At 41.7% G+C, this 23,665-nt stretch carries 22 protein-coding genes and 2 tRNA genes; 6 read left to right on the forward strand and 18 right to left on the reverse strand.

Annotated features, from left to right (window positions below; all coding sequences use genetic code 11):
* Positions 1-249: 249 nt before the first annotated feature.
* The 4 genes from OCU48_RS06740 to OCU48_RS06755 form a co-directional block, all read right to left on the reverse strand.
* Positions 250-822, reverse strand: a complete 573-nt coding sequence (locus OCU48_RS06740; protein WP_141345247.1) for a rhodanese-like domain-containing protein — start codon at positions 820-822, stop codon at positions 250-252.
* On the reverse strand, positions 809-1,654 hold the full coding sequence (locus tag OCU48_RS06745) for an EamA family transporter (protein ID WP_141345248.1): 846 nt from the start codon (positions 1,652-1,654) through the stop codon (positions 809-811). Before OCU48_RS06745 ends, OCU48_RS06740 begins: the two co-directional genes overlap by 14 nt.
* A gap of 17 nt (positions 1,655-1,671) precedes the next feature.
* Complete coding sequence (locus tag OCU48_RS06750) at positions 1,672-2,163, reverse strand: carboxymuconolactone decarboxylase family protein (RefSeq protein ID WP_141345249.1); 492 nt, start codon at positions 2,161-2,163, stop codon at positions 1,672-1,674.
* A 221-nt stretch (positions 2,164-2,384) separates the two neighbouring features.
* Positions 2,385-2,999, reverse strand: coding sequence for a glutathione S-transferase family protein (locus OCU48_RS06755; protein ID WP_141345250.1), 615 nt, complete (start codon positions 2,997-2,999; stop codon positions 2,385-2,387).
* Between the two features lie 144 nt (positions 3,000-3,143).
* Here OCU48_RS06755 and OCU48_RS06760 point away from each other — a divergent pair, with 144 nt between their 5' ends.
* On the forward strand, positions 3,144-3,713 hold the full coding sequence (locus tag OCU48_RS06760; RefSeq protein ID WP_141345251.1) for a TetR/AcrR family transcriptional regulator: 570 nt from the start codon (positions 3,144-3,146) through the stop codon (positions 3,711-3,713).
* A 93-nt stretch (positions 3,714-3,806) separates the two neighbouring features.
* Here OCU48_RS06760 and gcvA read toward each other — a convergent pair whose 3' ends face one another.
* Entirely contained in the window at positions 3,807-4,727 is a 921-nt protein-coding gene (gene gcvA, locus OCU48_RS06765; protein ID WP_141345252.1) for a transcriptional regulator GcvA, read from the reverse strand.
* A 222-nt stretch (positions 4,728-4,949) separates the two neighbouring features.
* Between gcvA and OCU48_RS06770 the strand changes: the two genes are divergently transcribed.
* Complete coding sequence (locus OCU48_RS06770) at positions 4,950-5,723, forward strand: SDR family NAD(P)-dependent oxidoreductase (RefSeq protein WP_141345253.1); 774 nt, start codon at positions 4,950-4,952, stop codon at positions 5,721-5,723.
* An 834-nt stretch (positions 5,724-6,557) separates the two neighbouring features.
* On the opposite strand, the gene OCU48_RS06775 is transcribed toward OCU48_RS06770, so the two are convergent.
* A complete protein-coding gene (locus OCU48_RS06775; protein WP_141345254.1) occupies positions 6,558-7,502 on the reverse strand; it encodes a LysR family transcriptional regulator in 945 nt (314 codons plus the stop codon).
* Between the two features lie 102 nt (positions 7,503-7,604).
* On the opposite strand from OCU48_RS06775, the gene OCU48_RS06780 reads away from it, so the two are divergent.
* On the forward strand, positions 7,605-8,777 hold the full coding sequence (locus tag OCU48_RS06780) for a multidrug effflux MFS transporter (protein ID WP_141345255.1): 1,173 nt from the start codon (positions 7,605-7,607) through the stop codon (positions 8,775-8,777).
* Positions 8,778-8,952: 175 nt separating this feature from the next.
* Here the strand turns inward: OCU48_RS06780 and OCU48_RS06785 are convergent, their stop codons facing one another.
* The 6 genes from OCU48_RS06785 to OCU48_RS06810 form a co-directional block, all read right to left on the reverse strand.
* Positions 8,953-9,420 carry an OsmC family protein gene (locus OCU48_RS06785; RefSeq protein ID WP_141345256.1) on the reverse strand — a complete coding sequence of 156 codons (468 nt, stop codon included), beginning with the start codon at positions 9,418-9,420 and terminating at the stop codon, positions 8,953-8,955.
* Between the two features lie 63 nt (positions 9,421-9,483).
* Positions 9,484-9,999, reverse strand: coding sequence for a GNAT family N-acetyltransferase (locus OCU48_RS06790; RefSeq protein WP_141345257.1), 516 nt, complete (start codon positions 9,997-9,999; stop codon positions 9,484-9,486).
* A 130-nt stretch (positions 10,000-10,129) separates the two neighbouring features.
* Positions 10,130-11,383 (reverse strand): carbohydrate porin, encoded by a 1,254-nt coding sequence (locus OCU48_RS06795; protein ID WP_141345258.1) that lies wholly within the window; start codon positions 11,381-11,383, stop codon positions 10,130-10,132.
* An 85-nt stretch (positions 11,384-11,468) separates the two neighbouring features.
* Positions 11,469-12,134, reverse strand: a complete 666-nt coding sequence (locus tag OCU48_RS06800) for a DUF3299 domain-containing protein (protein WP_141345259.1) — start codon at positions 12,132-12,134, stop codon at positions 11,469-11,471.
* A gap of 71 nt (positions 12,135-12,205) precedes the next feature.
* Positions 12,206-13,579 carry a metal-dependent hydrolase family protein gene (locus OCU48_RS06805; RefSeq protein WP_141345260.1) on the reverse strand — a complete coding sequence of 458 codons (1,374 nt, stop codon included), beginning with the start codon at positions 13,577-13,579 and terminating at the stop codon, positions 12,206-12,208.
* A 230-nt stretch (positions 13,580-13,809) separates the two neighbouring features.
* Positions 13,810-14,832: a helix-turn-helix transcriptional regulator gene (locus tag OCU48_RS06810; protein ID WP_141345261.1), complete on the reverse strand. Its 1,023-nt coding sequence runs from the start codon at positions 14,830-14,832 to the stop codon at positions 13,810-13,812.
* A gap of 241 nt (positions 14,833-15,073) precedes the next feature.
* Here OCU48_RS06810 and OCU48_RS06815 point away from each other — a divergent pair.
* Together OCU48_RS06815 and OCU48_RS06820 are read left to right on the forward strand one after the other, a co-directional pair.
* A tRNA-Val gene (locus OCU48_RS06815) sits at positions 15,074-15,150 on the forward strand.
* Between the two features lie 41 nt (positions 15,151-15,191).
* A tRNA-Val gene (locus tag OCU48_RS06820) sits at positions 15,192-15,268 on the forward strand.
* 98 nt (positions 15,269-15,366) lie between these two features.
* On the opposite strand, the gene OCU48_RS06825 is transcribed toward OCU48_RS06820, so the two are convergent.
* Positions 15,367-16,149, reverse strand: coding sequence for an SH3 domain-containing protein (locus OCU48_RS06825; RefSeq protein ID WP_141345262.1), 783 nt, complete (start codon positions 16,147-16,149; stop codon positions 15,367-15,369).
* A gap of 277 nt (positions 16,150-16,426) precedes the next feature.
* On the opposite strand from OCU48_RS06825, the gene OCU48_RS06830 reads away from it, so the two are divergent.
* A complete protein-coding gene (locus OCU48_RS06830; protein ID WP_141345263.1) occupies positions 16,427-17,203 on the forward strand; it encodes a hypothetical protein in 777 nt (258 codons plus the stop codon).
* Positions 17,204-17,256: 53 nt separating this feature from the next.
* On the opposite strand, the gene OCU48_RS06835 is transcribed toward OCU48_RS06830, so the two are convergent.
* The 5 genes from OCU48_RS06835 to sbcD form a co-directional block, all read right to left on the reverse strand.
* Positions 17,257-17,823, reverse strand: coding sequence for an acyl-CoA thioesterase (locus OCU48_RS06835; RefSeq protein WP_141345264.1), 567 nt, complete (start codon positions 17,821-17,823; stop codon positions 17,257-17,259).
* A 148-nt stretch (positions 17,824-17,971) separates the two neighbouring features.
* Entirely contained in the window at positions 17,972-18,334 is a 363-nt protein-coding gene (locus tag OCU48_RS06840) for an MmcQ/YjbR family DNA-binding protein (protein ID WP_141345265.1), read from the reverse strand.
* 23 nt (positions 18,335-18,357) lie between these two features.
* Positions 18,358-18,552, reverse strand: coding sequence for a hypothetical protein (locus OCU48_RS06845; protein ID WP_141345266.1), 195 nt, complete (start codon positions 18,550-18,552; stop codon positions 18,358-18,360).
* Between the two features lie 102 nt (positions 18,553-18,654).
* Positions 18,655-22,326 (reverse strand): AAA family ATPase, encoded by a 3,672-nt coding sequence (locus OCU48_RS06850; RefSeq protein ID WP_141345267.1) that lies wholly within the window; start codon positions 22,324-22,326, stop codon positions 18,655-18,657.
* Positions 22,326-23,552 carry an exonuclease subunit SbcD gene (sbcD, locus tag OCU48_RS06855; protein ID WP_141345268.1) on the reverse strand — a complete coding sequence of 409 codons (1,227 nt, stop codon included), beginning with the start codon at positions 23,550-23,552 and terminating at the stop codon, positions 22,326-22,328. Before sbcD ends, OCU48_RS06850 begins: the two co-directional genes overlap by 1 nt.
* Between the last annotated feature and the right edge of the window lie 113 nt (positions 23,553-23,665).

Consider the following 23,665-nt stretch of genomic DNA (forward strand, 5'->3'; position numbering starts at 1 on the left):
TATCGGGAAACTTATAGGATGGAAGGAGAGCGCATTACATGCGCAAGTTAGGTGTGGTTTTAGGGGATATCTCGATCAAACACAATGCAAGTGATTAAAGCTTTCATCAAAATATGACGTACGCTCCGTGCCAACAGTATCTGTAGTCAGTATTTAGCGTACTCTGCTATCGTATGGGTCGGTATCTAATCGTCAATATGGTCAACCTACGATTAAATTTTAGTTGAAACTAGAATTTTGTTTAGTGTGTCACTTTTTATCAAATTCCTGATGAGAGATAACAAAAAGATCTTCTTGTAATGTCGCCCTTAGAGCCTCCAAACCGCCTTGTATATTGATGAGGTTGTAAGGTTTACTATGGTTTATCCAAGATATAGCGATCAAAGAACGATACCCACCCGCACAATGTACATAGTATTCAAGATCTGGCTTTGGATTTTTTCCGTTTAAGATTTCTGATAGAGGCATATTTTGAGACCTTACCAATTTAATTTTCTGTGTTTCAGCCCTTTCACGCACGTCTAAGATCCGACATTGTTTAAGCTTTTTCTTTAAATCAGTAGGCTTAATGTTAGTCGTCCGTTGCGTGAACAAGCTTGAGTCATCAACTACAGTAAACCCTTCATAATTCATCTCTCTCAACTTACGGCAAATTTCATTGCGCTTGTTCAATTCAGTAACTAGACGGAACTGTGTAGTTGGGTCTGAAACTACCTGCTTGAACCAGTATTCAAAGTTGCCTTCTGCATAGCCAACAAAAACACTGTCGGAAATATGAGCTTGAATAAAATATTCTGTATTTCGAGTATCAATGGTGAGCATGATTAAAAGATCCCCTTTTAAACGAAGATATTAAAATTGAGACAAAGATGATGCTCAAGGCGTACTTCTGTCCGTTAGAGACAGGGTCATGAAAGAACCACATCGCTAATAATAAATGGAGTGTAGGTTCAATATATTGAAGCAAACTCATTTTACTTAGAGAGGTTTTCAATAAAGAGATAGTCACTAGCAATACAGGAATCAACTGTAGTGGTGCGGTACCCGCTAGCGTTAATAAATCAAAATTAAACCCTAGATTTTGGGAATGCATAACGATATAAAATAAAGCAAAAGGCATATACAAAATATGTTCCAACAACAAACTCCCGAAAGTCCCTGTATTCATCATTTTCTTCAATGCTATGTAGACAGCAAAAGACAAAGCTATAAATAAGCTTAAAACAGGGAAATGACCGTCAGAGAATGCATAGATAGCAACAGCCGAAACCATCAGTACTAAAGAGATAATTTGGTTTAGTTTGACCTTTTCTTTAAAAAACACATAACCAATTGTAAATACAAAAATAGGAGTAATATAAAAGGCTAATGACGCTGCCATTAAATTATCGCTAACACTAGCGTAAACAAAGCCACACCAAGATATATTCATGAAAAAGCCAGATAACGCAGCCAATCCAATGCTTTTTCTAGTGAGCTCTTTTTTACTCGGTATCCATTCAGCTTTAACACATCCAATAATAACGAGGATGAGTGCTGACCAAAATACACGATGAGCAAGAATCAATAGTGGTTCGTGAGGGCCTAATTCATGAAAGTAGATGGGGACTAATCCCCAGACTACAAATGCGAGTGCTCCTAAGAATCCATACATAATGTACTTCCTAAGGGTTACTCTGGTAGAGTGCCTAAGATTTTTAGTGAGTGGCACGCTGCCGCAATACGCATAGTGACATCGATATCCTGGTCAGAAATGCCTGCTGCTTGTAATTGAGTGACGTGTGAGCGAAGACAAACGTAACCACCGTTAATTAGAGACACAGCAACACACGCGTGATGATAAGCCGCATCATCTTGGACATCAAGTTGTGGGAAACCACGGAAGTTAAGTGCCGTCAATGAACCTCCTGCACCAACAGATACAAACTGACGTGCGACAAAATAAGGGTTAGTGACGCCCATGCGCGCAATTGCGAACTCTACATCTCGTTTTTCTAGTTCAGAGAGAGCATCAATTTCATTTGCAACAAGATCGCGAACATAAGAGCTACCTGTTGTAAAAGCGGCGGCCCATGCGGCATAAGAAACAGCGCGGTTATTTGTTTTCAATAGATTTTTTAGTAGAGCGACTTGATCGGCTCTTGATTCATCAACGTTAGACATAATATTACCTCGTAAAAATTTAAAATTAATTAGCAACCTGTAGTACAGCTACTGCAGTCCTCTTGTTGACAGTGAGGCGTTTTGAGCTTTGCTGCACGCTAGGCACTCAAGCCTGCGGTTCCAAAACCAATAACAGCGACATCTGCGGCTAGAGTTCTTTTCATAATAATTCCGATAAGTTAAAGGGAGTCATTTCTCTTATGAGCAATGACTCTGTAGGCTTACAACAATGTAGGTGCAACAAAGCCTTCAGCACCCTTCATATCTGCCATCCATCGTTGAATATTTGGATGATTATCTAGAGATAAACCAGCTTCTTCGAAGTAAATCAATGTAGAAATAACTGCAATATCAGCAAGGGTGATGTAATCAGCCGCCAAGAATTTAGAGTTAGAAAGATCAGTATCGATTTGAGTAAATAACTGATAAGCGAGAGATGAACATGCTGGATATTCAGCTTCATCAATCATTTGGAATGCCTTGATGATTCGGCTTTTTTCTACAGATTCGAATAGCTCATTTGCAACCATAGATAAGTAAACGTCGATTTTCGCTGCAACATCCAATTGTTTTTCAGGGTACCAAGCACTGCTTTCACTAATGCGAGTCAGGTAACGAAGAATGGCCATTGAATCAGAAACAACAAGCTTTTCACCTTTATAGCTGTCAACTAGAGTAGGAATCTTTCCGATTGGGTTGATTGCTAGGTAATGCTCAGACTTTTGCTCACCTGCCATTAAATCAATATTAATGGTATTAAATTCAAAACCTAGCATTGAGGCGGCTAAGCGAGCACGGTATGAAGGAAGTGAGTATGGGAAACTATATATATCCATTATTAAACCTCGTTAGTAAATATTACACAGGTCGGTGTAATTGAATGTTATGAGCATTGGTATAAAAGCACAAGGCGCTTTTATACCGATCTGTGTAATCTTAGATTTACGTGTTATGATGAATTTAAGGAAAACAATCCGTAGATGAGTATGAGTACAACTAAACGTGAACATTTAATTGATAGCTTTATCGCATTGGTATCTGAACAAGGGATGAGTGCTTCGGGTGTGGATTCGATAGCAAAATACGCCAATGTTTCCAAGAAGACGATTTATAATCAATTTGGCAGTAAAGAAGCCTTAGCAGTGGAAGCTCTAACTAGATTTAGTAATAGAGTGCAAGCTAACTGGGAGCAAGATAGAGTTGATATTACAGACCCTAAAGCGCTCTTTTTGCAGTTTTTTACAGAACTTGAAGAGGTCATTAACGCAGGTTTGTTTCATGGATGTATCTTTGTAAACATGTGTCGTGAGTATCCCGAGCTCGAACATGACATACACATTGCGGCAAAGAAACACAAACAAGCAGTACAACATGAGCTTTTGTCTAGGCTGGAATTGATAGGTTGCTATGATTCAGACCAGCTATTTCACATAGAACTTATTTACGAAGGACTTATGTCTAAGCTGTTGGTTTATCAGGATATTAGGATGGTTCAGTCAGCCAAAGCTATGGTATTGCAGATTATCGAACAAAAAGAAAAATTACGCTAAGTAGCTAAAAAAACGAGGTGATTTGAGCACTTCCAGCATGTCTATATATATCGAAAAGCTACTAGAAAAGTACAAAAATGCGCTTCGCAAGGTTTAATAATGATTAGCATTAACTTCATTGAGTAGCCATTGTCTAAATGCTTGCACCCTCGATAGCTCAAAGCTCTCTCGACGATATACAATATAATATGCCAAAGGGGAATCGAACGTAATATCGGGAAATAAACGTACTAAACGCCCAGAAACCAGGTCATCTCGAACCATAACACTACGAGCTAAAGCAACGCCTACCCCATCAATAGCAGACTGAAGCACAGCAGCAGAGTTATTTATTCTTAAATTATGCTCCGCTACAGTATTAGAAACGCTTGCTTTATCTAACCATTGCTCCCAAGTTGGAAAACTTTTATGAGAAGCGACAGATAAATCATGAACTAAAGTGTGCTTAAGTATTTGTTTAGGTTTCGACAATTGTTTTTCTCCTCCCAATAATATGGGAGAGCACACTGGAAATACTTCTTCCGTCATCAATCTCTCAGCATCAAGTCCTGGCCATTTCCCCAGTCCATACCGGACACCAATATCAATATTTTGAGAAGAAAAATCCACAGATTTCAGCCTCATATCCAAGCGCACATCAATATCAGGCCATTGGCTTTGAAATCTATGAAGCTTAGGTAGCAACCACTTTGCCGCGAACGCAGGACTTACTGTCACATTTAACGCACCAACCGTCGTGGTTTTTTGCATATGCTCAAGGCCGAGAGATAGTTTTTCAAACCCAAGTTGAATATCAGGTAAAGCCCTTTGCGCAGTCTCAGTAAGTGTAAGACGGTACTTGCCACTGTTAGAGCGATAGAAAAGTGGTTCCCCTACCCAATCTTCTAATGATCGGACTAACTGCCCTACCGCCGCAGGAGTGACATATAACTCACTTGCAGCTCCAGAAAAACTTCGATGTCTTGCACTCGCTTCAAATGCTTTAAGTGCATTCAGATGTACAGGTATTTTCATAGCGCTAAATTTTTTCTTTATCGTACTAACAGATTAACTCGTTTGTAGAGTTAATCAAATTGTTCAAAAATCCATCCAACAAGACATGGTCTCTCCAAAAGTCATGTCATACCAATTAATGTCGGTTGCAACTTAGCAATCGGCAATGAATTTTATCTTTGCAGCACCTTAGTACGTGCACCTTAGATTTTTATTATTGAACGTAAAAAGAGAGATAGACAAATGAGCAAACAATTTTCTGGTAAGAAACTTCTTGTTATTGGTGGCACTAGTGGTATGGGTTATGAAACAACTAAGATGATCTTAGAAGAAGGCGGTAAAGCAATTATTGTTGGAAGCCGCCCTGAAAAAACTGAGGCATCTCGAAAAGAACTTTCACAATTTGGTGAAGTAGAAGCTTTAACTGCAAACCTCAAAACAGAAGATGGAGTACATAACTTACTAAAAGCTATCGATGAAAAACATTCTGATGTAGACCTCCTCGTAAACGCGGCAGGTGTATTTTTCCCTAAACCTTTCTTGGAACACTCGGAAGAAGATTACGATCAATATATGAAGATCAACCGAGCAACTTTCTTCATCACTCAAAAAGTAGCGTCTAATCTAATTGCTAATGGGCGCACAGGTGCAATCGTAAACGTTGGTTCAATGTGGGCTAAACAAGCTATTGCAGCAACTCCATCTTCCGCTTACTCAATGGCAAAAGCAGGTTTACATTCGCTGACTCAGAATCTAGCTATGGAGTTGGCACAACATAACATCCGTGTAAATGCTGTGTCTCCAGCTGTTGTGCACACTCCGATTTATGAAGGATTTATTCCCAAAGAAGAAGTTCCTACCGCTCTTCAAGGATTCAACGATTTTCATCCTATCGGACGCTTTGGTACTGCTCATGATGTGGCGAATTCAATCGTATTTTTGTTATCAGAAAAAACAGACTGGGTTACTGGTGCTGTGTGGGATATTGATGGCGGCGTGATGGCAGGCCGTAACTAATCTACAAGTCAAATGCCCATCTAGAACTATTGGATGGGCGACTGTTTTTCTTACAACAACCCTTTTTGATTCAAAATCGCTAATGATTCATCTATAGCGATAATTACTATTTCGAATCCCTTTAGTCGGCTTAAGCTTGGCGCTATAAGTGCAGTGATATGTCAAATAAGCCGTCATTCCCGAAGTTTTTATCAGGGACCTTACCAAGTCTGCTTAATGAAAATAGATTCCCGATAGAAGCCTTCGGGAATGACTTGTGTCTTGGAGTGATGAGAATAGTCAAAGATGGAAAACCACTAGACTATTGTTTAATAAAGATTTTACCGTCGAATGTCCTCCACTCAGTCACCTCAAACGCGACAGAGACTACATCGACACACCAAATAAGCCGTCATCCTCGAAGTTTTTGTTCGAGATCTTACAAAGTCTGCTTAGTGAAAACAGATTCCCGATAGAAGCCCTCGGGAATGACTTGTTTCTTGGAGTGATGAGAATAATCAAAGATGGAATACCACTAGACTATTGTTTAATCACAACTTTAACTTCGAATGTCCTCCCCTCAGTCAGCTTAAACGGGACAGAGACTACATCGACACACCAAATAAGCCGTCGTCCCCGAAGTTTTTATCGGGGACCTTATCAAGCATACAGAGTGGAAAGAGATTCCCGATAGAAGGCATCAGGAATAACTCGTTGTTTAGAGTTGTACTTAGCTATTCTTGGTCATAGCTGCAAATTCTCGATTTATACTCAAGACGCAGACAGACAAAGTTACTGAACTCACTGCTATCTGTTATGACTGCATTTTTTAAAGATGGCCTTAAACACCTACTATCAGAGATCATGACAGCACTCTGAAATTAACTCTCTAAGCCATTGGTGTGCGGAGTCTCGTTCTAACATACTCGGCCATAACATACGGTAACTTACAGGCTTTAACTCAAACGGTAGAGGTAACGGTCTAAGGGTATATCTTTGAGCCAATTGTTTCGCAAAGATAGAGGTGCAGACAAATAACATGTTGGTGTGTTGTGCCAATAACGCTGCACTATGAAAATCAGGTACTTTAGCTTTATCTTTCAATCTTTGACCCTGTTCGGCTGCTACACGGTCTAACAGCCAAAATTCACTCTCCTCTACAAAGATTCGAATAATGTCCGAGTCCAAAAATGCATGTTCGTCCCATGCATTTAAACATATCGGGTGTGATTGGCTAACCAAGCAGACATGATTGTCTCGATAGAGTTCGAGATTAGGCTGTTCATCAAGATCAGAAACATGATAAGGCGCCTCTACACGTTGGTCCGTGTCTCTTGCCACTATAAGTAAATCCAAGTCACCTTGATTCAAATGATTCAAACTTGCCTTAGATTTTGGGACGATGCTAAGTTGCATGCCTGGTGCAAGCTGAGTCAGTTTGGGCATAAGTCTAGGGACTATAACAGGGAACGCAGTCTCACAGATGCTAATAGTAAAGGTACGCTCATCATTGGTCGCATCAAAGGATTCAGGAAGCAACATAATGTGAGAATCTCTTAACCATTGACGAAGCGGTGTTTCCAGCTTTAAGGCTCTCGCCGTTGGCGTTAAGCCTCTACCTGTACGTATAAACAGTGGATCATCCAGTACAGCACCCAGCTGCTCTCGTAATTTTGTTAACTGCTTGCTGACGGCAGACTGACTGAGGTTCAATCGCGTTGCCGCACGACTAACACTCCCATCTTCTAAAAGAATTAGCATCAATCTCAGAAGATTTAAATCGATATGGTCTAGCTTCACTAGATATTCCATTTAAGAAAGTATTTGATGACAATAATTCAATATTAGTCATATCGCAACATTGATACACTGCCGCCCTACACCACACAAACAAAGATACACATGAAACAGAAAGCACCTCTTTATTTGTTTTTACTACTGATCGTCGTAAGCCCTATGGGAATAGATATCTATCTCCCTGCTCTTCCGCAAATGGCTAACAATCTACAAACGCCAATGGCAAACATTCAAACCACTATCACACTTTTTCTTGCAGCTTTAGGTTTGGGTCAATTACTAGCAGGCCCTTTGGCTGATCGTTATGGACGTAGACCACTCATTTTAAGTGGTTTATTGCTTTACATCCTTGGTTCCGCTGTCGCATCTCTAGCAATGCAAATAGAAATATTATGGCTAGCGCGAGTTTTACAGGGCTTAGGTACCTGCGCAGTCTCTGTTGGCGTCATGTCTGGCGTTCGAGATAGTTACAGCGCCAAAAAAACAGCGAATATCTACAGCTACATTAATGGTGTTATCTGTGTCATACCCGCACTGGCACCAATGCTAGGGGGTTGGTTGAGTGAAACATGGGACTGGAGAGCAACGTTCTATTTCATGGCGGGCTATGCGCTATTGATTACCCTAATTGCTTTGTTGCGTTTACCGGAAACGCGACCTGCGAATACCATATCTAGCCCCAAGTTGATCAATTGGAAACAATACCAACCTATTTTACAAAGCCAAACATTCAGGTTTAACACTGGGCTTGTCATGCTAGCAATGGCCATCATTATTGCGTTTGTCAGCATAGCTCCTGTACGTTTAATGGTTGAACTTGATTTAGATCCAGGCACATTTTCTCTATGGTTTGGTAGCAATGCGATTATCAACATATTAGGTTCTTTTACTGCGCCTTTGATCATACGTCGCTTAGGTCAAGCGAGAGCGCTAAAGCTCGCAATTAGTATGTGTACAATCGCAGCGGCTTCAATATTGCTATTACAAGATGTTGAAAGCCCTATAGCTTTCATGGGCCCGGTGTTTATTGCAAGTACTGGTTTTTGTCTTACCTTAGCAATCTGTTGTGGTGCGGCATTAGCTCCCTTTTCTGAGAGAGCAGGTACTGCAGCTTCCTTACTCGGGTTCTTCCAAATGGCAGGGGCATCAATGCTGATCGGTATTCTCAACTTTTTGCCTATCGGTTCATTGCAATTAATGGCATTGTTTATGTCTCTGCCGTTAATTTGGTATGCAATGAATAGACGTAAGCCCAATTACGAAGCTTGTGAGAACTAAAACAAGAACACTTCAAGAGGTGAACCTAAGTTCGCCTCTTATTCTGTTTAAGCTTAGAGCAAGATGTTGTCAAATTTTCACAACACCAATCTGCGCTTATAAATTCTCTTCTGACCGACCCGTATACTGCCATTGACTCTCAATGTATCGTTTTCGCTAAGCGTATGATGCTTTGCTAAGCAATAATTTCTGTGATTACCTCTGTTGCTACTGAATTGGCGATGAAACAATTATCATGAGACAGATGGTGCATTTTTTCTAGCTGTTTAGTTGTTGGAATACGCTCACCGGAAAATACGACTTTAGGGCGTAGGATTACTTGAGTTACTGCCATTTTGCCCTTTTCATTTTCACTTAGCGTACCTACGGCGTTATCCGTATAACTTTCAATCACATAGTTCTTCTTAGCTGCAACAGAGAGAAAGACAAGCATATGACAACTAGATAATGCAGCAATAAAGGCTTCTTCTGGATCAACATTTTCTTCAACCGAAAGTGGTAAAGGGACAACATGAGGTGATGCAGAAGCTAAAACCGATATCCCACCATCAAATTCCCAAATATGACCCCTACTGTACTTATTGTCGCTGAAAACTTCGGTTTCACCACGCCTCCATCGGACAATTGCTGAGTGTTCTGACATTTGATACTCCGTAATGTTGACAATTGTGACCAAACAATAGGTAAATGGATAAACAAACTGAGCTTACGAGTTCACTTGGGTTTTCAACTCACTTTTAATTCTCGCCATATGATATACCGAAGCGTGCTCACCATCTCGAAACGCATAGGCATGAGATTCTCCCTCTATGATGAAATCATGCTTCATATACAAACCAATGGCTTTTTCATTGTCGGTAAAAACGGTCAGCTCTAATCTCTTTAGATTCAACCAATTGTCGGCAAGATCGATGACTTGACTCAATAATGCTGTACCTACCCCTTTACTTTGATAGTGATCCTTGACTCCCATTCCAAACGAGGCCACATGCCTGCGCCTCGCATTAGTGCAAATCTCTAAGCCTAAATTACCGACGATTTCATCGTCTAGTAGTGCGACATAAGAGAATACATTCTCAGGGACATTAGACAGTCGACTCTCCCATGATGCCAAGGATGGGCATGGGAGTTGCAACGTACCTCTATAAGCATTGGTACATTCATAAATTGCTTTTACTGCTTTTGCATCCTGTGGCTCTGAACGTCTGATGTGTACTGTCATGCTTTTTATCCATATCGCACCAAGTGATTGATTTAATATAACAAGTCGAATAAGAAAAGCCAGTTAACTTAAAATGCAAAAAGGGCCCTGACAAGTCAGAGCCCTTTTAAGCATGTTTTCATTTGTCCCGTTAGAAGAACACTCGCCCACGAATACTGAACACCAATGCCGTATCTTCTGTAGAGAATGCAGGATCAGCAATGAACTGGATATCGGGTGTTACTTGAAAATGATCGCCAAATTGCATGTTGTAGTACAGTTCAGCGGTAACCTGTGAATCACTGTTAGCTGCGGAGGCAAGGAAATACTCATCATTGATCTCACTCCAATTCAACGCAAAACCCAAATTATTGTTAGCGCCACCTAGAGCGAAATAACCAAAACCGGCTGATATTGACTTATCATACAGAGCGACACCACCTTCGGAAAAACCACCACGAACAAACGGCATAATCTGTGGTGTCACAAACGTACTGTACGAGAAATTAATGCCTTGTCCATCGTCACCATCCACATCGATGTTATGACGAGTTCCACCATCCATTTGCCATAGAGTGATATGGAAGTTTTCCGTATAAATCTGCTCTTGAGATGCAGTCCAACCAAACTCTAGCGTTTTGAAGTATTCACCATCACTAACAGTATTAAAACCGTCAAAAATATCGCTAGAATCACCGTTAGCATCAGCAATACCAGCAACTACATAGAAGTTGTCACCTACCATATGACCTGCCGACAAAGCTAAAACACCATCATCGGGTAAGCCCATTACACCAGAACCAGTTGAGAATGCTAAATTAGAAAAGCCCGTCCACGGACTCGCTAATGCATAGGTATCCACATAGTTGGTCACATCTTGCCAACCAATTTGAATGGTACCTCGACCACCATTTATTTTTTGTTTCCAGTTTAGGTCAGTAACACGAAAACCTTGCTCACTAAATGCAGGAGACATTAACCCCATATATCCCAATGTATCGGGATTGAAAGGAGAGCCAGTAATGCCAGAAAAATCTTTAGGTGCATAATCAGAATAAGCATGACGATGCTCGATTTTCCACACCAAACTACCTGTATTACCGCTGTCACGACCAACAAGGTTCCATTGACCGTACAAACGAGCAACACCCGATGAAGCACTGACATCATCGCCGCTTGAACCATTACTACTTGCCATTCCAAGCGCAAAATAGTCAGCACCAAAGGTAAAGCCTTTATCAGATAGAACTTCTCGCCAATGTTTTTGGTCAGCCTTTTGCGCGGCTATGGTGTTTTCTACAGAATCTGGTCCTTCAAAATTTGCTCCGCTGGCAACAGCAGAGGTTGTCACTATTGCGGCTAAAACGGCTAAACAAGATTGAGAAAGTCGAGAAATCTTAAACATGATACACCTTAGTAACTTTTTGATTTGATGCTATTTTAATTAATTTCTTAAACCATGACGCCCTTTATGCGCCACGCAATAAACACTAGTTAGTTTGGTAGATTTCCACATCTTGCGCAGACATGTGATAAACGCTTTCCACATTACTCGCTCCATCGCTGTAGTTTACGTCAGCTTTCACGCTTTGATTAAATAGCTCACCTTCTACCCAAACTGGAGTTTGTAGGCTGACGAGCTCTACCCCTTCTGGGTACTCCACCAGCACGATCTGATTCGGTGGCGGTGGTGGCGTATGTATACACGCACCGGCTGTCGGTACTAAGAAAAACTTAGTGACTTTAGTGCCTTCCATTTCCACAGGAGTAATAAATCCCGGAATACGATGTTGTTTATCCAACACGTTTTCATTTGGCAACGTTGCCAACTTTTTACGCTGCTGCATAATCATTTCTCGTTGGAAAAATAACTCATCCACATCAATACCGGACTTGTTTAAATCCGACTCTAGCGCTTTGATCTCATTTATCGATTCTTTAGAAGGTTTAAAGCCCTCTATTTTTTTAGCATCGCGAAAGCGAGCTATCGTACCTAGATCATAAAGTTGGTTTGAATCCAATTTTGCAAATGGGTCCTGAACCGTTTCTAACTGTGGAACAAGGTCCTGCCAATAAGTGGGTTCAATGTCCTGAGCCACAACATTTAGCGATAATAACAATGCGCTTCCTAGCAAAATTCGTTTCAATAACTTCATTTACAACCACCTCTGGAAATGAAAGGCAGGGAATTATCCCTGCCTTATTAGATCTAAGTAACTACGATGAATTACAGCTTGTTGCGATAAATCTTGCCGTCTTTCATTACTAACTTGATCGTTTCAATCTCTTTATACTCAGGGTCTGCATCAAACCATTTCTCAGTCGCGCCAATTACTGACATGTCTTCTAGTGGGTTACCATCAACAAGAATAATATCGGCAACGGCATCTTTCTCGATAACACCTAGCTTGCCTTGAGTCGTGCCACGCGGCCCTGAAAGAGCTAACATTTCTCCTGCAATCGAGGTCATCTGTTTTAGTACTTCATAGTTGCTGCCAAAGGCCTGTGTACGCCAGTAGATTTCATAGCGACGAGCTCGCTCTGCGTCCGCATCAGCACCCACATAATCAGACGCAAACACTACTTTTACATCGTTCTTGATCAAGCGCTCACCATAATCACCGTACGCTTCTTGCAACTTAGCAACCAGAGGAAGCTTGTCTTTCGGCATTAATGGGTTTTTGGCTAAGTCTGGAGATAAGCCCCACATTTGCGGTACTACATATCCCCCTTCTTTAGAGATACGCTTCATTGTGTCGTCATTAATAAAGAACCCATGTTCGAATGTTTTAACGCCACAGTCTAAAAGACGATTCACTGAACGATCATTGAATGTGTGGGCTGCCACATAAGTGTTCCAGTCCTTGGCGGCTTCTACGATGGCACAGGTTTCTTCTACTGAATATTGAACAGTATCAATTGGATCAAAGCGTGATGAACCACCGCCACCTGCCATGATCTTAATTTGGGTTGCACCATTTCTCAGATTAGTACGTGTCGCTTTCTGAACTTCAGGTACCCCGTCGGCTACTGCGCCAATTCCCATACGTTCAAAGTTAGAAAGATCACCAGCTGTTTTTGGAGAGAAGCCAGCATCATTGCGGTCACGGAAGTCACCATGACCCGATGTTTGAGAAATAAACGCACCCGACGGATAAAGTCGAGGACCTTCTACATTACCGGCTTCAATCTCACGAGCTAGGCCAAATGCTGGACCGCCCATATCACGGACCGTTGTAAAACCGTCATTAAGGTAACGTTCTACCACTTGAACTGAATGAATAGAAATGTCCGTTAAATCTTTGTTTGTTTCAATGTCGCTGAAGTTGTAGTTGATCATGATATGAGCGTGACCATCAATCAAACCTGGCATCAAGGTTTTGCCTTCGCCATCAATTACTGTTGCATCTTCCGCGGTAATTTCTTTTGATGAGATTTGAGCAATCTTGTTGTCTACCACCATTACATGATGGTTTTCGTACAACTTTTCTTCTGTACCATTAAAGATATCTACATTCTTAAAAATCGTTGTAGCTGCAGAGGCAGAGAACGCCAGCGAACAAGACATAGCAACTGCGGTAAGTTTCAAAACGTTTTTCATTTTAGTTTCCTATAAAGCGTCATACTCATTTGTCCATCGTGGTTCGCCTGTTTGGGTGGCGGTCTATCCTTTTATCGATGAAGCTATTGTGTAGGTGTTCTGAATACCTACCGTTACCTTTTCAAACTTAAAATCAACAAGTTAAGTTGCGTAACACTTAATAACTTAGGACACATATTAGGGTTATTCCACTTTTCATGATTGCCATTTGATGACACCAAAGCGAATAACTATGATTTCTTGTTTATAGGGAGGGATTTTCGAAAAACGCTCGGTGTTTGCTTATAACGTCGCTTAAAGGCCCGAGTAAAGTGCGCTGCATCAGAGTAACCATATCGATTTGCTATCGTTGTAATTGAATCGGTCGTGTGTTGCATGGCGTCAATAATAAGTTCATAGGTCATATCCTCGATAAGCTGTTGATAAACATAACCTTCTTTTTCAAGACGTCGTTGTAAGGTTCGTACATGTATTCTCAATATTTCTGCTGCAATCTTAATCGGCAGTTTTCCCATAGATAAATAAGGAGTAATGGCTAACTTAAAAATCCCCATGAAGTTGGGTTCTTTGTAAGTAATAGGCAGTGAACTAGATAGGTGAGACGCAGAGTATCGATAGGTTGGCTGAGACTGCATCACAGATTCAGGGATCTTTATCGCTGTCACGGAGCGTTGATAAATGAAAGTCACGTTGTGTAATGTAGGCAACTGACTATAAACATCATTGTGCTCGGACACCAACGTCACTTGTTCAGGTGTCCAAGTTGCTTGAGTAATTGCGCGAACAAACTCCACCATAAACAATACGGAGAAAATCTCCGCATCTTGATACCAAGACTCATGCTGTCCCTGCTTTTCTCTTACTAACCACCATGAACCTGCAATAAATGCAGGGTAGACTGAAGAATTAGGTGAAGACGCTTTGACCAATTCGGTTAATTGGTGACAAGCGTCCAAGACCGATTCATGTTTACCCAAGTTGGCAATAAAGTTAGGGACATAACTGTTACGAATACCTTCCCAGAAAATAACGGAAAGGTCTTGTGGCGTATAATGCCCTCCTAGCACCTCAACCGCATTCATTAAAGCACTTTCAGGCAGGCACTCGTAACTGTTAGTACTATTTATATCGTTGGGGATGGTCGCCTGACGAAGAAGTTGATACGCATCTGAATCAATTTGCATTAAAAGATCAACGAAAAATCTAACGTCTTCTATCCGAACAAGATTGATAGACTGTTGTGCTTGACTCATTGCTTTTCCTACATAGTTACAATCACTTATATCAGGATGGCAAAATCGAAGCAGAATTCAAACACCTTAGAACTCTTCTATGAGCTATCTCCGCCATTCGTAACTCGCAAGCCGTTATCGAGCGTATTTCAATCAAAAACAACCCTAGGCGATTACAAAAACGGCAAACAGTTCACAAACACAAGATTTGTGCTTGAACCCTACCCCGCTTATCGATAACATCACTCTCGTTCAAGAAGATGGGTCCGTAGCTCAGTTGGTTAGAGTACTACCTTGACATGGTAGGGGTCGGCGATTCGAATTCGCCCGGACCCACCATCCTTTTGCATTAACATGTAATCGTATTGAACAAAAAATTTGGGTCCGTAGCTCAGTTGGTTAGAGTACTACCTTGACATGGTAGGGGTCGGCGATTCGAATTCGCCCGGACCCACCAAATTTTAAAAAGCCCGCTTTTATAGCGGGCTTTTTTATTGGCAATAAGAGTAATAAATGAAGCTGATAGCGAGTTACCTAGGCAACTCTATATCCAGACTAAGCTGCTGTTAAAAGATTCGTAGCAATCCAGCCTTTAAACCCTCTTGATTCAATAAACGACCAATTACCTTTCTTTTTAAGCACAAAAATTGGCCCGTCTCCCGCGAGTTTAAACAACACTTCACCCTTCATTGATGGTTTGGCTCGAACATTGGCCATCTTGGTCGCCAACACAAACTGGGGTAATTTAGCTTGTTCTTCTGAGGGTTTGGTTCGAGATTGCGAAAGGTAGCGCGTAGCCACCCACCCTCTGTCGTTTTTGATCTCTATATAGCTCCATGTACCTTTGTTTTTCAATACATTGACGACATGTAATTCGGGAATTTGGAAAAGCACATCACTGTGAGTAGTCGCACTTGTTCTTGCATTGAGCAACTTTGCATTAACTTGAGCTGCTACAAACGGGGGATGTTCTTTAGCAGATGGCGAATCTAAAGAATGTAGCGAGCCAATAAAAGCTCCACCACCGATAACAACACCAATCATTAAACCCATTATGTTTCTTTTAACTGGATTAACTAACCACCTAGAATTGCGTGGATGTGCTTTTAAGTCATAGGAAATACCAAGCGCGCGATCTTTTTTATCATAAATAATGTGATCAATTGTAATCAAGACACCGTTCATTGATAAATAAAGTAATTTGAATAACATCGCTATCACAATTATGACTAGCTTTATTCCAAACTCAACGACTTTGAAAAACACATAAAATAAAAACATAGTGCCGACAAAATTGAGTATGTCTTCAAAAATACCCGAATCATCACAATCGCTCATACAGACCTAGTAAAGATAAAATTTGGAGGCAAAGTATATGCGAACATATAGTCCATTCTCGTACCATATTACGCCAATAAGCAAGTATTCCTAGTTTCTGTTTCTATACCAAGACTTCTTGCTTTGTTCATATCCTTATCTCTCTTTAGTTGAAATAATCGTTTCCTCCTTTGCTTTTATTAGGCTGTGCCATACTTAGCTAATGTCGATAATTGAAATTCACTAAGATACTCACAACACTAGTTTTTATTTTTCATACACAGGGATTCGTGGACCAATGAAAAAATATACTTATCATTCAATGTTTGCTTTACCGTTCGCTCTAACCTTTGCTTCAGATGCTTTCGCTAACGATTCAGATACTCCCAATTCCAATTGGCAACACTCAATTGAAATATATGCTCTTGCTTTGAATATTCGTGGCGACAGTAAGATTAATAACCTCTCTGCAGACGTGGATGTCGACCCCCAATTCATCATGGATAAGATTGATATGGGGGCAATGGCACACTGGGAAAGTGTTTATAAGAATACATGGGGGTTTTATATCGACTACAGCTTTATGAAACTGTCAGGAAAAACTGATTCTTTACTGCAAAAAGATTTAAATGTTGTTAGTGGGAGTATGGACATTCGACAAGGTGTTTTAGAAGCTAAGGTCTTCAGGCGCTATCAGTATGATTTTGGCTTTGTAGATTATATGGCTGGTATTCGCTGGTGGGACAATGATATTGATTCACGAGTTCGATCTGAAAACGGCTTAATAGATAACTCAAAAAGCTTAGACGTAGATTGGGTTGATTATTTAATTGGGGCGCGTCTCACTACACCACTGAGCGCGAGTTGGGATTTCTATTTCAATGGCGATATCGGGTTGAGTGGCGATACAAACTTTACTAGCTCAATACAAACTGGCGTGCGCTACGCCATCAACGATTGGTCAAACTTAAATCTAGGATACAAATCCACATGGGTTGACTACGACAACGGTGATACCTTTGCTTACAACACCGCATCACAAGGCTTCTTGCTGGGATGGGCTGCGCATTTTTAGTATTCATCGAAGGTAGTACTTGGAAGCTTTATTGTAGCAACTTCCAAATATAATCACGCCTTCTCTGCTTGCGGTTCAACCTCAATATCACCATCGAGTGGTGGCCATGGACGGTGCTGCTCTGAATCTACCCACTCATTAACCCAAAGTGGCAATTCGCCAAACAAGTTGGATTCGCCCATCGCTTCTAGCACCTCGCTTGGACTCACAATACCCTGTTTAGATGTCACACCGGCTCGTATTAGTACCGAAGAGCAAGGCTGTCCTTTTACCCACATAGATTGTTCTACATAAAGCCACTTATCATCAAAACCAACACATTGGGTATGCATAGTGATCTTGTTGAACATGTGGATTCGCTTTCTATAACGTACCGAACTGCCTGCTACGACCAATGCCCAGCGTTTATTTGCTAATACCTTCATCAGCCCACAACGAATACCCAGCGCAGTTCGCCCGAGATCGTAAAGGGTTAACACTCGGCCATTGTTTAGTTCGTTGAAAATATCAAGATCCCATGGACGACAAGAAAAATAAGTGGTGGTTTTATCACTTATTTTTAGTGACGATTGTTTTCGTGCTTGCCAATACACTTTGGCAAGGCGCAAAAATGGGTACATGCTTGGTTCTCCTTTAACTGTATAACCACGCTAAGAAACATATAGCAAGCTTCAAGGGTGGTCAGATGAGTTAGTTTAGTACAAGTTGATAGAGACAAGCACAATGAAGTTGTCTTAGTGAGATGTAGAAGTAAATAAATAAAACATACTAGATGTCGATGCCTAGCTCAGCACGCTTACGTTTACTTAGGCCAAGGGCAACCAAGCGATAAGATTCAGACAGATAATATCTGAGCTCCTCATCCAAATGGCCACTGGTATCCACCTGTTGAATCCACTTCATTCCGCGACTGGCAAAGTACGGTGCAGGTATGTATCCTTCATGATCACTTAGAAACTGAAAATTCAGGTCGGAGGTTTTGAATGTGAACGCAGGTGTTTTGTCTTTACTCCACCCACCAATAGCAAATACTTTGCCACCCACCTTCCAAACATCAGCATTACCCCATTGCACAACATGATCAGTTGCCTTAAATGAGCTACAAAATTGATTGAAGTCTTGGTAATCCATACACACCCCACGCCACTTACATTTTACCCAAAGATCAAGATTAGCAATAATATCAATAGCCCTTTGGCGAGCAGTACACCTAGCATAGCACCTGCTGTAATAACCATGGTAGGGATAGCCACCATGATAATTGGAATGCAAATAACGGCCAGTAATGCCAACTCCCAATAGCTAAGCAGAGCCAATACAACCGCTATACCCATACCCCACTTAACCATCACCACACCTTAAACAATCAACTAAAAATCTGGTTCTATAATAGCGACATTCAAGACAAAAACAGTCGCTATGAAAGCGACTGTTCGGTTACCTGTTTGCAATTACACTGCGTATTCCCGGCTCAATTCACTCACACCAAGGCCGCTTCGTTTCGAGACCTTGATTTGCAATGGTATTCTCTCTTTCATCGCCTCTACATGGCTAATAACACCGATCATCTTGCCCGACGAATTCAAGTTATCAAGTGCGTCGAGCGCCATATCAAGAGTCTCGGCATCTAGAGTACCAAAGCCTTCATCAAGAAAGAGAGAATCGATACTGGTTTTATGGCTCACCAAATCAGAAAGGGATAAGGCTAATGCGAGGCTAACCAAGAAACTCTCTCCGCCTGATAAGGTTTTGGTGTCACGCACCGCATCCCCTTGCCAGGTATCTAATACCTGAAGAGCAAGTCCATCATCCAACTTACGTTGCAGTTCATATCGACCATGGAAACGCGCCAAGTGCTTGTTCGCTAAGTACACTAAATTCTCTAATGTCAGGCCTTGAGCGAACTTTCTAAACTTGTCTCCTTTCGCCGAACCCACCAGCGAGTTCAAGTGTGAGATATCATTGTATTCTTGCTCAAACTTCTCTATTTCATCCAGCAATCCGCTTAGACGCTGGCGATTAACCTCATCAGAGGCGATTTGCTGAGTAATCTCCCCCTGTTGTTTTAGCGTTTGGTCGGACTGCTGTTTTACTAAGAAAAATTCGTGTTCGAGTGCAGCTTGAGGCTGTAACTCCCAGCCTTTGTCTTCGATCTCTTGTCTATGTGCAACTAAAGCTAAGTTTGCGCTGCTCAGCGTTGCTTTTGCATACTCTAGACGTTGTTTACTGTCCTCAATTTTGGCAGTGAGCACATCCCTTTCTTCCTTGGAGAGTAAAGCCATTTGAAATTCATTAATCGTAGAGAAAGGACTCGACTGCAATTCCCGCTCCCAAGTCTGAGTGCGCAGCTTAAGATTATCGCCAATAAGTTGCTTCTGCTTGTGCATTGACGTTAACTCGCCTGTTAGCGTGGTAATTTTGCTCTTACACGCGTCTCTATTATCCATAGCGATTTTGTAGCGTTTCTCAGCTTGTTCCACCTCTACACGCATTTTTTCAGACTCACGTGTTACCGATTTATCAGCAAATAGCTCTCTGCGTTGGCTCTCATTGTTTAACAGAGCTGACTCCATTTCTTGTAGGCGAGCCTGCTCTTGTACTAATCTTGTGTTTGCTGATACCAGTGACTCATCTATAGCGTTCAGTTGAGTGCACAATCTATCTAATTGCTGCTCTGTTTGCTGTATTTCAGAGGTCAATTTCAGCCAACAAGAAAGGTCTTGTTGCTTTTGTTTAAACCACTGCTCGGTATCTGCCAGCGGTAAATTAAATCCTGATTCCTTAACCTGTGCCGCCAATTCACTCCAAACCGTGTTTGCAGCATCACTCCATTGTTTTGCTTCATTTTGCGCTGACTCCAGTTTGCTGTTAATCAGTGCAAGTGCATTGAATTGAGTATTTAGATTGTCAGTCATAGAAGTAACCGAGGCTTGGCATTCTTGCTCCGCCTTATTCGCTTCATCTCGGCTTGTTTGCAGATGTACCAAGCGCTTAAGTTGCGTATTGATTACCTGTTGCTGCTCTTTATTTTCGTCAAGCAAGAGCTCAACAGTTTGGCTGTCACCTAATTCTAAAACCAAGTCCAGTGACGCTGTAAAAGTGCGCCACCCTTCTTGTATCTTCTCTCTTTCTTGTAAAAGAGCGGGGTGTCTACTCTGAGCATGCTGCAAGTGGCTAAGCTGGGTATTTAAGTGTGCTTCTTGCTGCTTTAACTCTGTGTTTGTGTGAGCGAGCTGATTCTTTGTCTCTGTTAGTCGCGTCAGCAAGTTATTAACATCAAGATTGCTACTCGTCTGCAACACAGGATGTTCTGCAGATCCGCACAACGGACATGGAGAGTGGTTATCTAATTGCGCTCTGTACTTGGCCAGTTCACTTTCCTGATCAAGAAGCTGACTAATGTCCGATACACTTTGCTCACGTTGTATTTGCTTGTTGCGAAGTTCAGTCACCTGTTGCTGCTTCTGTGCCGTCAGGATTGTTTGTTGATCTATTAGCTGTGTAAGCTCATGTATTGCATTACCATTCTCCGCATACTTTGCATTGCCATTCTCAAGTCTTATATAGCTCGGTTGACTGCTTTGTAAAGCTTGTAGCTGTTCATGCAGAGTTGCTGCGTCACCTTCTTTAACAGCCGATTCTAATTGTTGTTGTGTATTAGAATGATGTTTAGATTTTTCTAGTAAAACGCGCTTTAGTTCTTCTACTTTTTGCTGTGTTAAATCTAAAGATTGCTTACCCTTGTTGTACTCGCCATCCAGAGAAGTTACCGACTCTGTTGTCAGTTTAAAGTTTGTCTTCGCTTGCGAATATTGCTTGTAGCTCTGCAACCACAAAGGTAAAGCGACTTGTAGGCATTCATCCTTAGCATGCGCATCTAGGTATATTTTCCCTTCAGTCACCGCTTTAGATGCAGACTCAATCTCGGCAGACACTTCAAGCTTCTTTTTATTTTGGTCTTGTAACGTTTGAACAGACTCCGATGTCGCAGCGCTTTGTTGTGTCACGGATTTTTTCTGCTCTGCAATACGAGTATCTAAGGGGACAATTTTCTGTTGCACTAACTCTCGCAATTGAGTTTGTTGCTCAACGGCTTGATTAAAGCTCTGCAGCGTTTGATGTACGCTATCTTGAAGCGGCTCAATAGCTTTATTTTGTTCATCAATGGATTGCTGTTTAACAACAATCTGCGACTCTAGTCGTTCACTTTCAGTCTTAGTACTGGTCCAAAGCTCGAAACTGGTACGCAGACTTTCAGCAGGAGTACTGCGTTGCAGTTTTTCAATATCTGGCTGTAATGCTTGGTGTTCTGTCTGTACCAAAGTGAGTGTGTTTTGTTGCACTGTCACTTTATGTTCTAGAGTGTGTTGCTGTCCCCACCAATTCAACTGCATTTGATATAAAGCTAGCTTCGACTGCTGACTAGAGCTCAAAGAAGTCAGTGTTTGTTGTTGTTCATGCAGTTCTTTAAGCTGTTCTTGCGACAGCAGTGCAACTCCTTCAGCGCGTGCATTCAGCTGACCTAAGGCGATTTTCGCATCACTGTAATGTTGATGAACACGTTCAGAGATTAAACCGTAGATCTCTGTGCCAGTAAGCTCTTCTAATAACTCAGCCCTATCGTTGGCATTGGCATTGAGAAATGCAGCAAATTGCCCTTGCGAAAGCATCATAGATTTCGTGAAACGAGAAAAATCTAGCCCAGTTATGTCATTAACCTGCTCGTTCTTCGTTTTTACCTTGTCGGCAATAATAGTGCCTGAGTCGACTTCGGCTAGTTCAACCGTGGCAGGTTGCAAATTACCATCAGCCTTGCTGCGAGAGCGACGCATGCTCCAGTGTGCTCGATAGGCTTTACCCTTCACTTCAAATTCAACTTCCGCACTGCAACTCGCTGTGCCACGAGTCATGATCTCATTGTTTGAGGTTGAGATGCCCCCAAGCCTTGGTGTTTCATGGTAGATGGCTAAGCAAATGGCATCGAGAATGGTTGTCTTTCCCGCACCAGTAGGACCGGTAATTGCAAACAAACCACTTTCAATAAAAGAAGGCGCTGAGAAATCAATATGCCATTTACCCTTGAGTGAGTTTAGGTTTTCGAAGGTTAGGTTGAGGATCTTCATTATGATTTCCCCCCTTCGACATCTTCAACAATCTGTTTAAAGCGTGTGGTTATTCTGTGCTCTCGCGCTTTGTCTTCTTCGGTGTCAAAGGCCTCAATGGCTAATCTCTTGCTAAACACCTCTATTGGGCTCAGTTCAGACAAGGTTTCGGTTTGTTCTTGATTCAAAGTACGCTCTCTATGCGCCCTCGAACGGCGAAGTTGCAATACTTCAATCTCCCTATCACCAATCATTTTCTGTACGGCTTGCTGCAGATCCGTTAAGTAGTCCTGTACCTCAACCTCTATAGACACCCAAACTGATGTGCCTTCATCTACCTCGATACTATCCAGTTGCTGCTGCAAACTTGCTAAGTCACCCTTCAAGGAAAACATGGGCTGAAATGAAGGCACAGCAACGGGATCGATGCCTACAACTTCACTTGAAGAAAATTCGACTAGTACCACTTGCTTCTGAGATTTTAATTCATCAAAACTCAAATAGATGGGCGAACCGCTATAACGAATATGCTCACTTTTAGCGACCTTTTGCGGTCGATGTATATGTCCTAGAGCTATGTAATCCGCTGGTGGAAACCCATCGGCGGAAAAACCATCTAGGGTGCCAATGTATATGTCTCTCACCGACTCGGAGGTGGTTACTCCCAGTGCGGTTAAATGCCCTGTCGCGATGATCGGTACATCTAACCCTTGCTGTGAACGCAACTCCACAGCTTGCTGATAAAGAACGGAATAATGAGCCTTGATTGCCTCACCAAGGGCTTTTTGTTTCTCACTACCCGATTCACCAGAGATGCTTTTAATTACATCTCGTGGCCTGATGAAAGGCACTGCACACACGATAGCCCCCACTTCCCCTTTGCTATTTTTTATCTCTAGTAGTTGCTCCGAGGTATCAATACCAACACTGGCTATCACTTGAGTATGAAGCTGCTTTAGAAGCTGTTTTGATTCATTAAGCATGGCGACCGAATCGTGATTACCTCCAAGCACAATCAATTGGCACCCTATGCTATGCATGTCCACAACAAAGCGATTATAGAGCTCTCTTGCATAACTTGGCGGTGTACCGGTATCAAACACGTCTCCTGCAATGAACACGCAATCAACCCGCTCAGATTCAACTGTTTTCAATAGCCATTGGATGAATTTCTCGTGTTCTGGCAAGCGACTTTTGGTAAAAAAATTCTGGCCTAAATGCCAATCGGAGGTGTGCAATATTTTCATCAAAACCAACGTAAGAAAGTAGTTTTATAATTCAATGTTAAAATCTTTTTGATAGCTAACTCTATGAGAAAGAAGACTAGTCGAACCAAGAGTGGCGCTTTTAGCTATTCATC

The organism is Vibrio inusitatus, from assembly GCA_024346935.1.
GTDB lineage: Bacteria > Pseudomonadota > Gammaproteobacteria > Enterobacterales > Vibrionaceae > Vibrio > Vibrio inusitatus.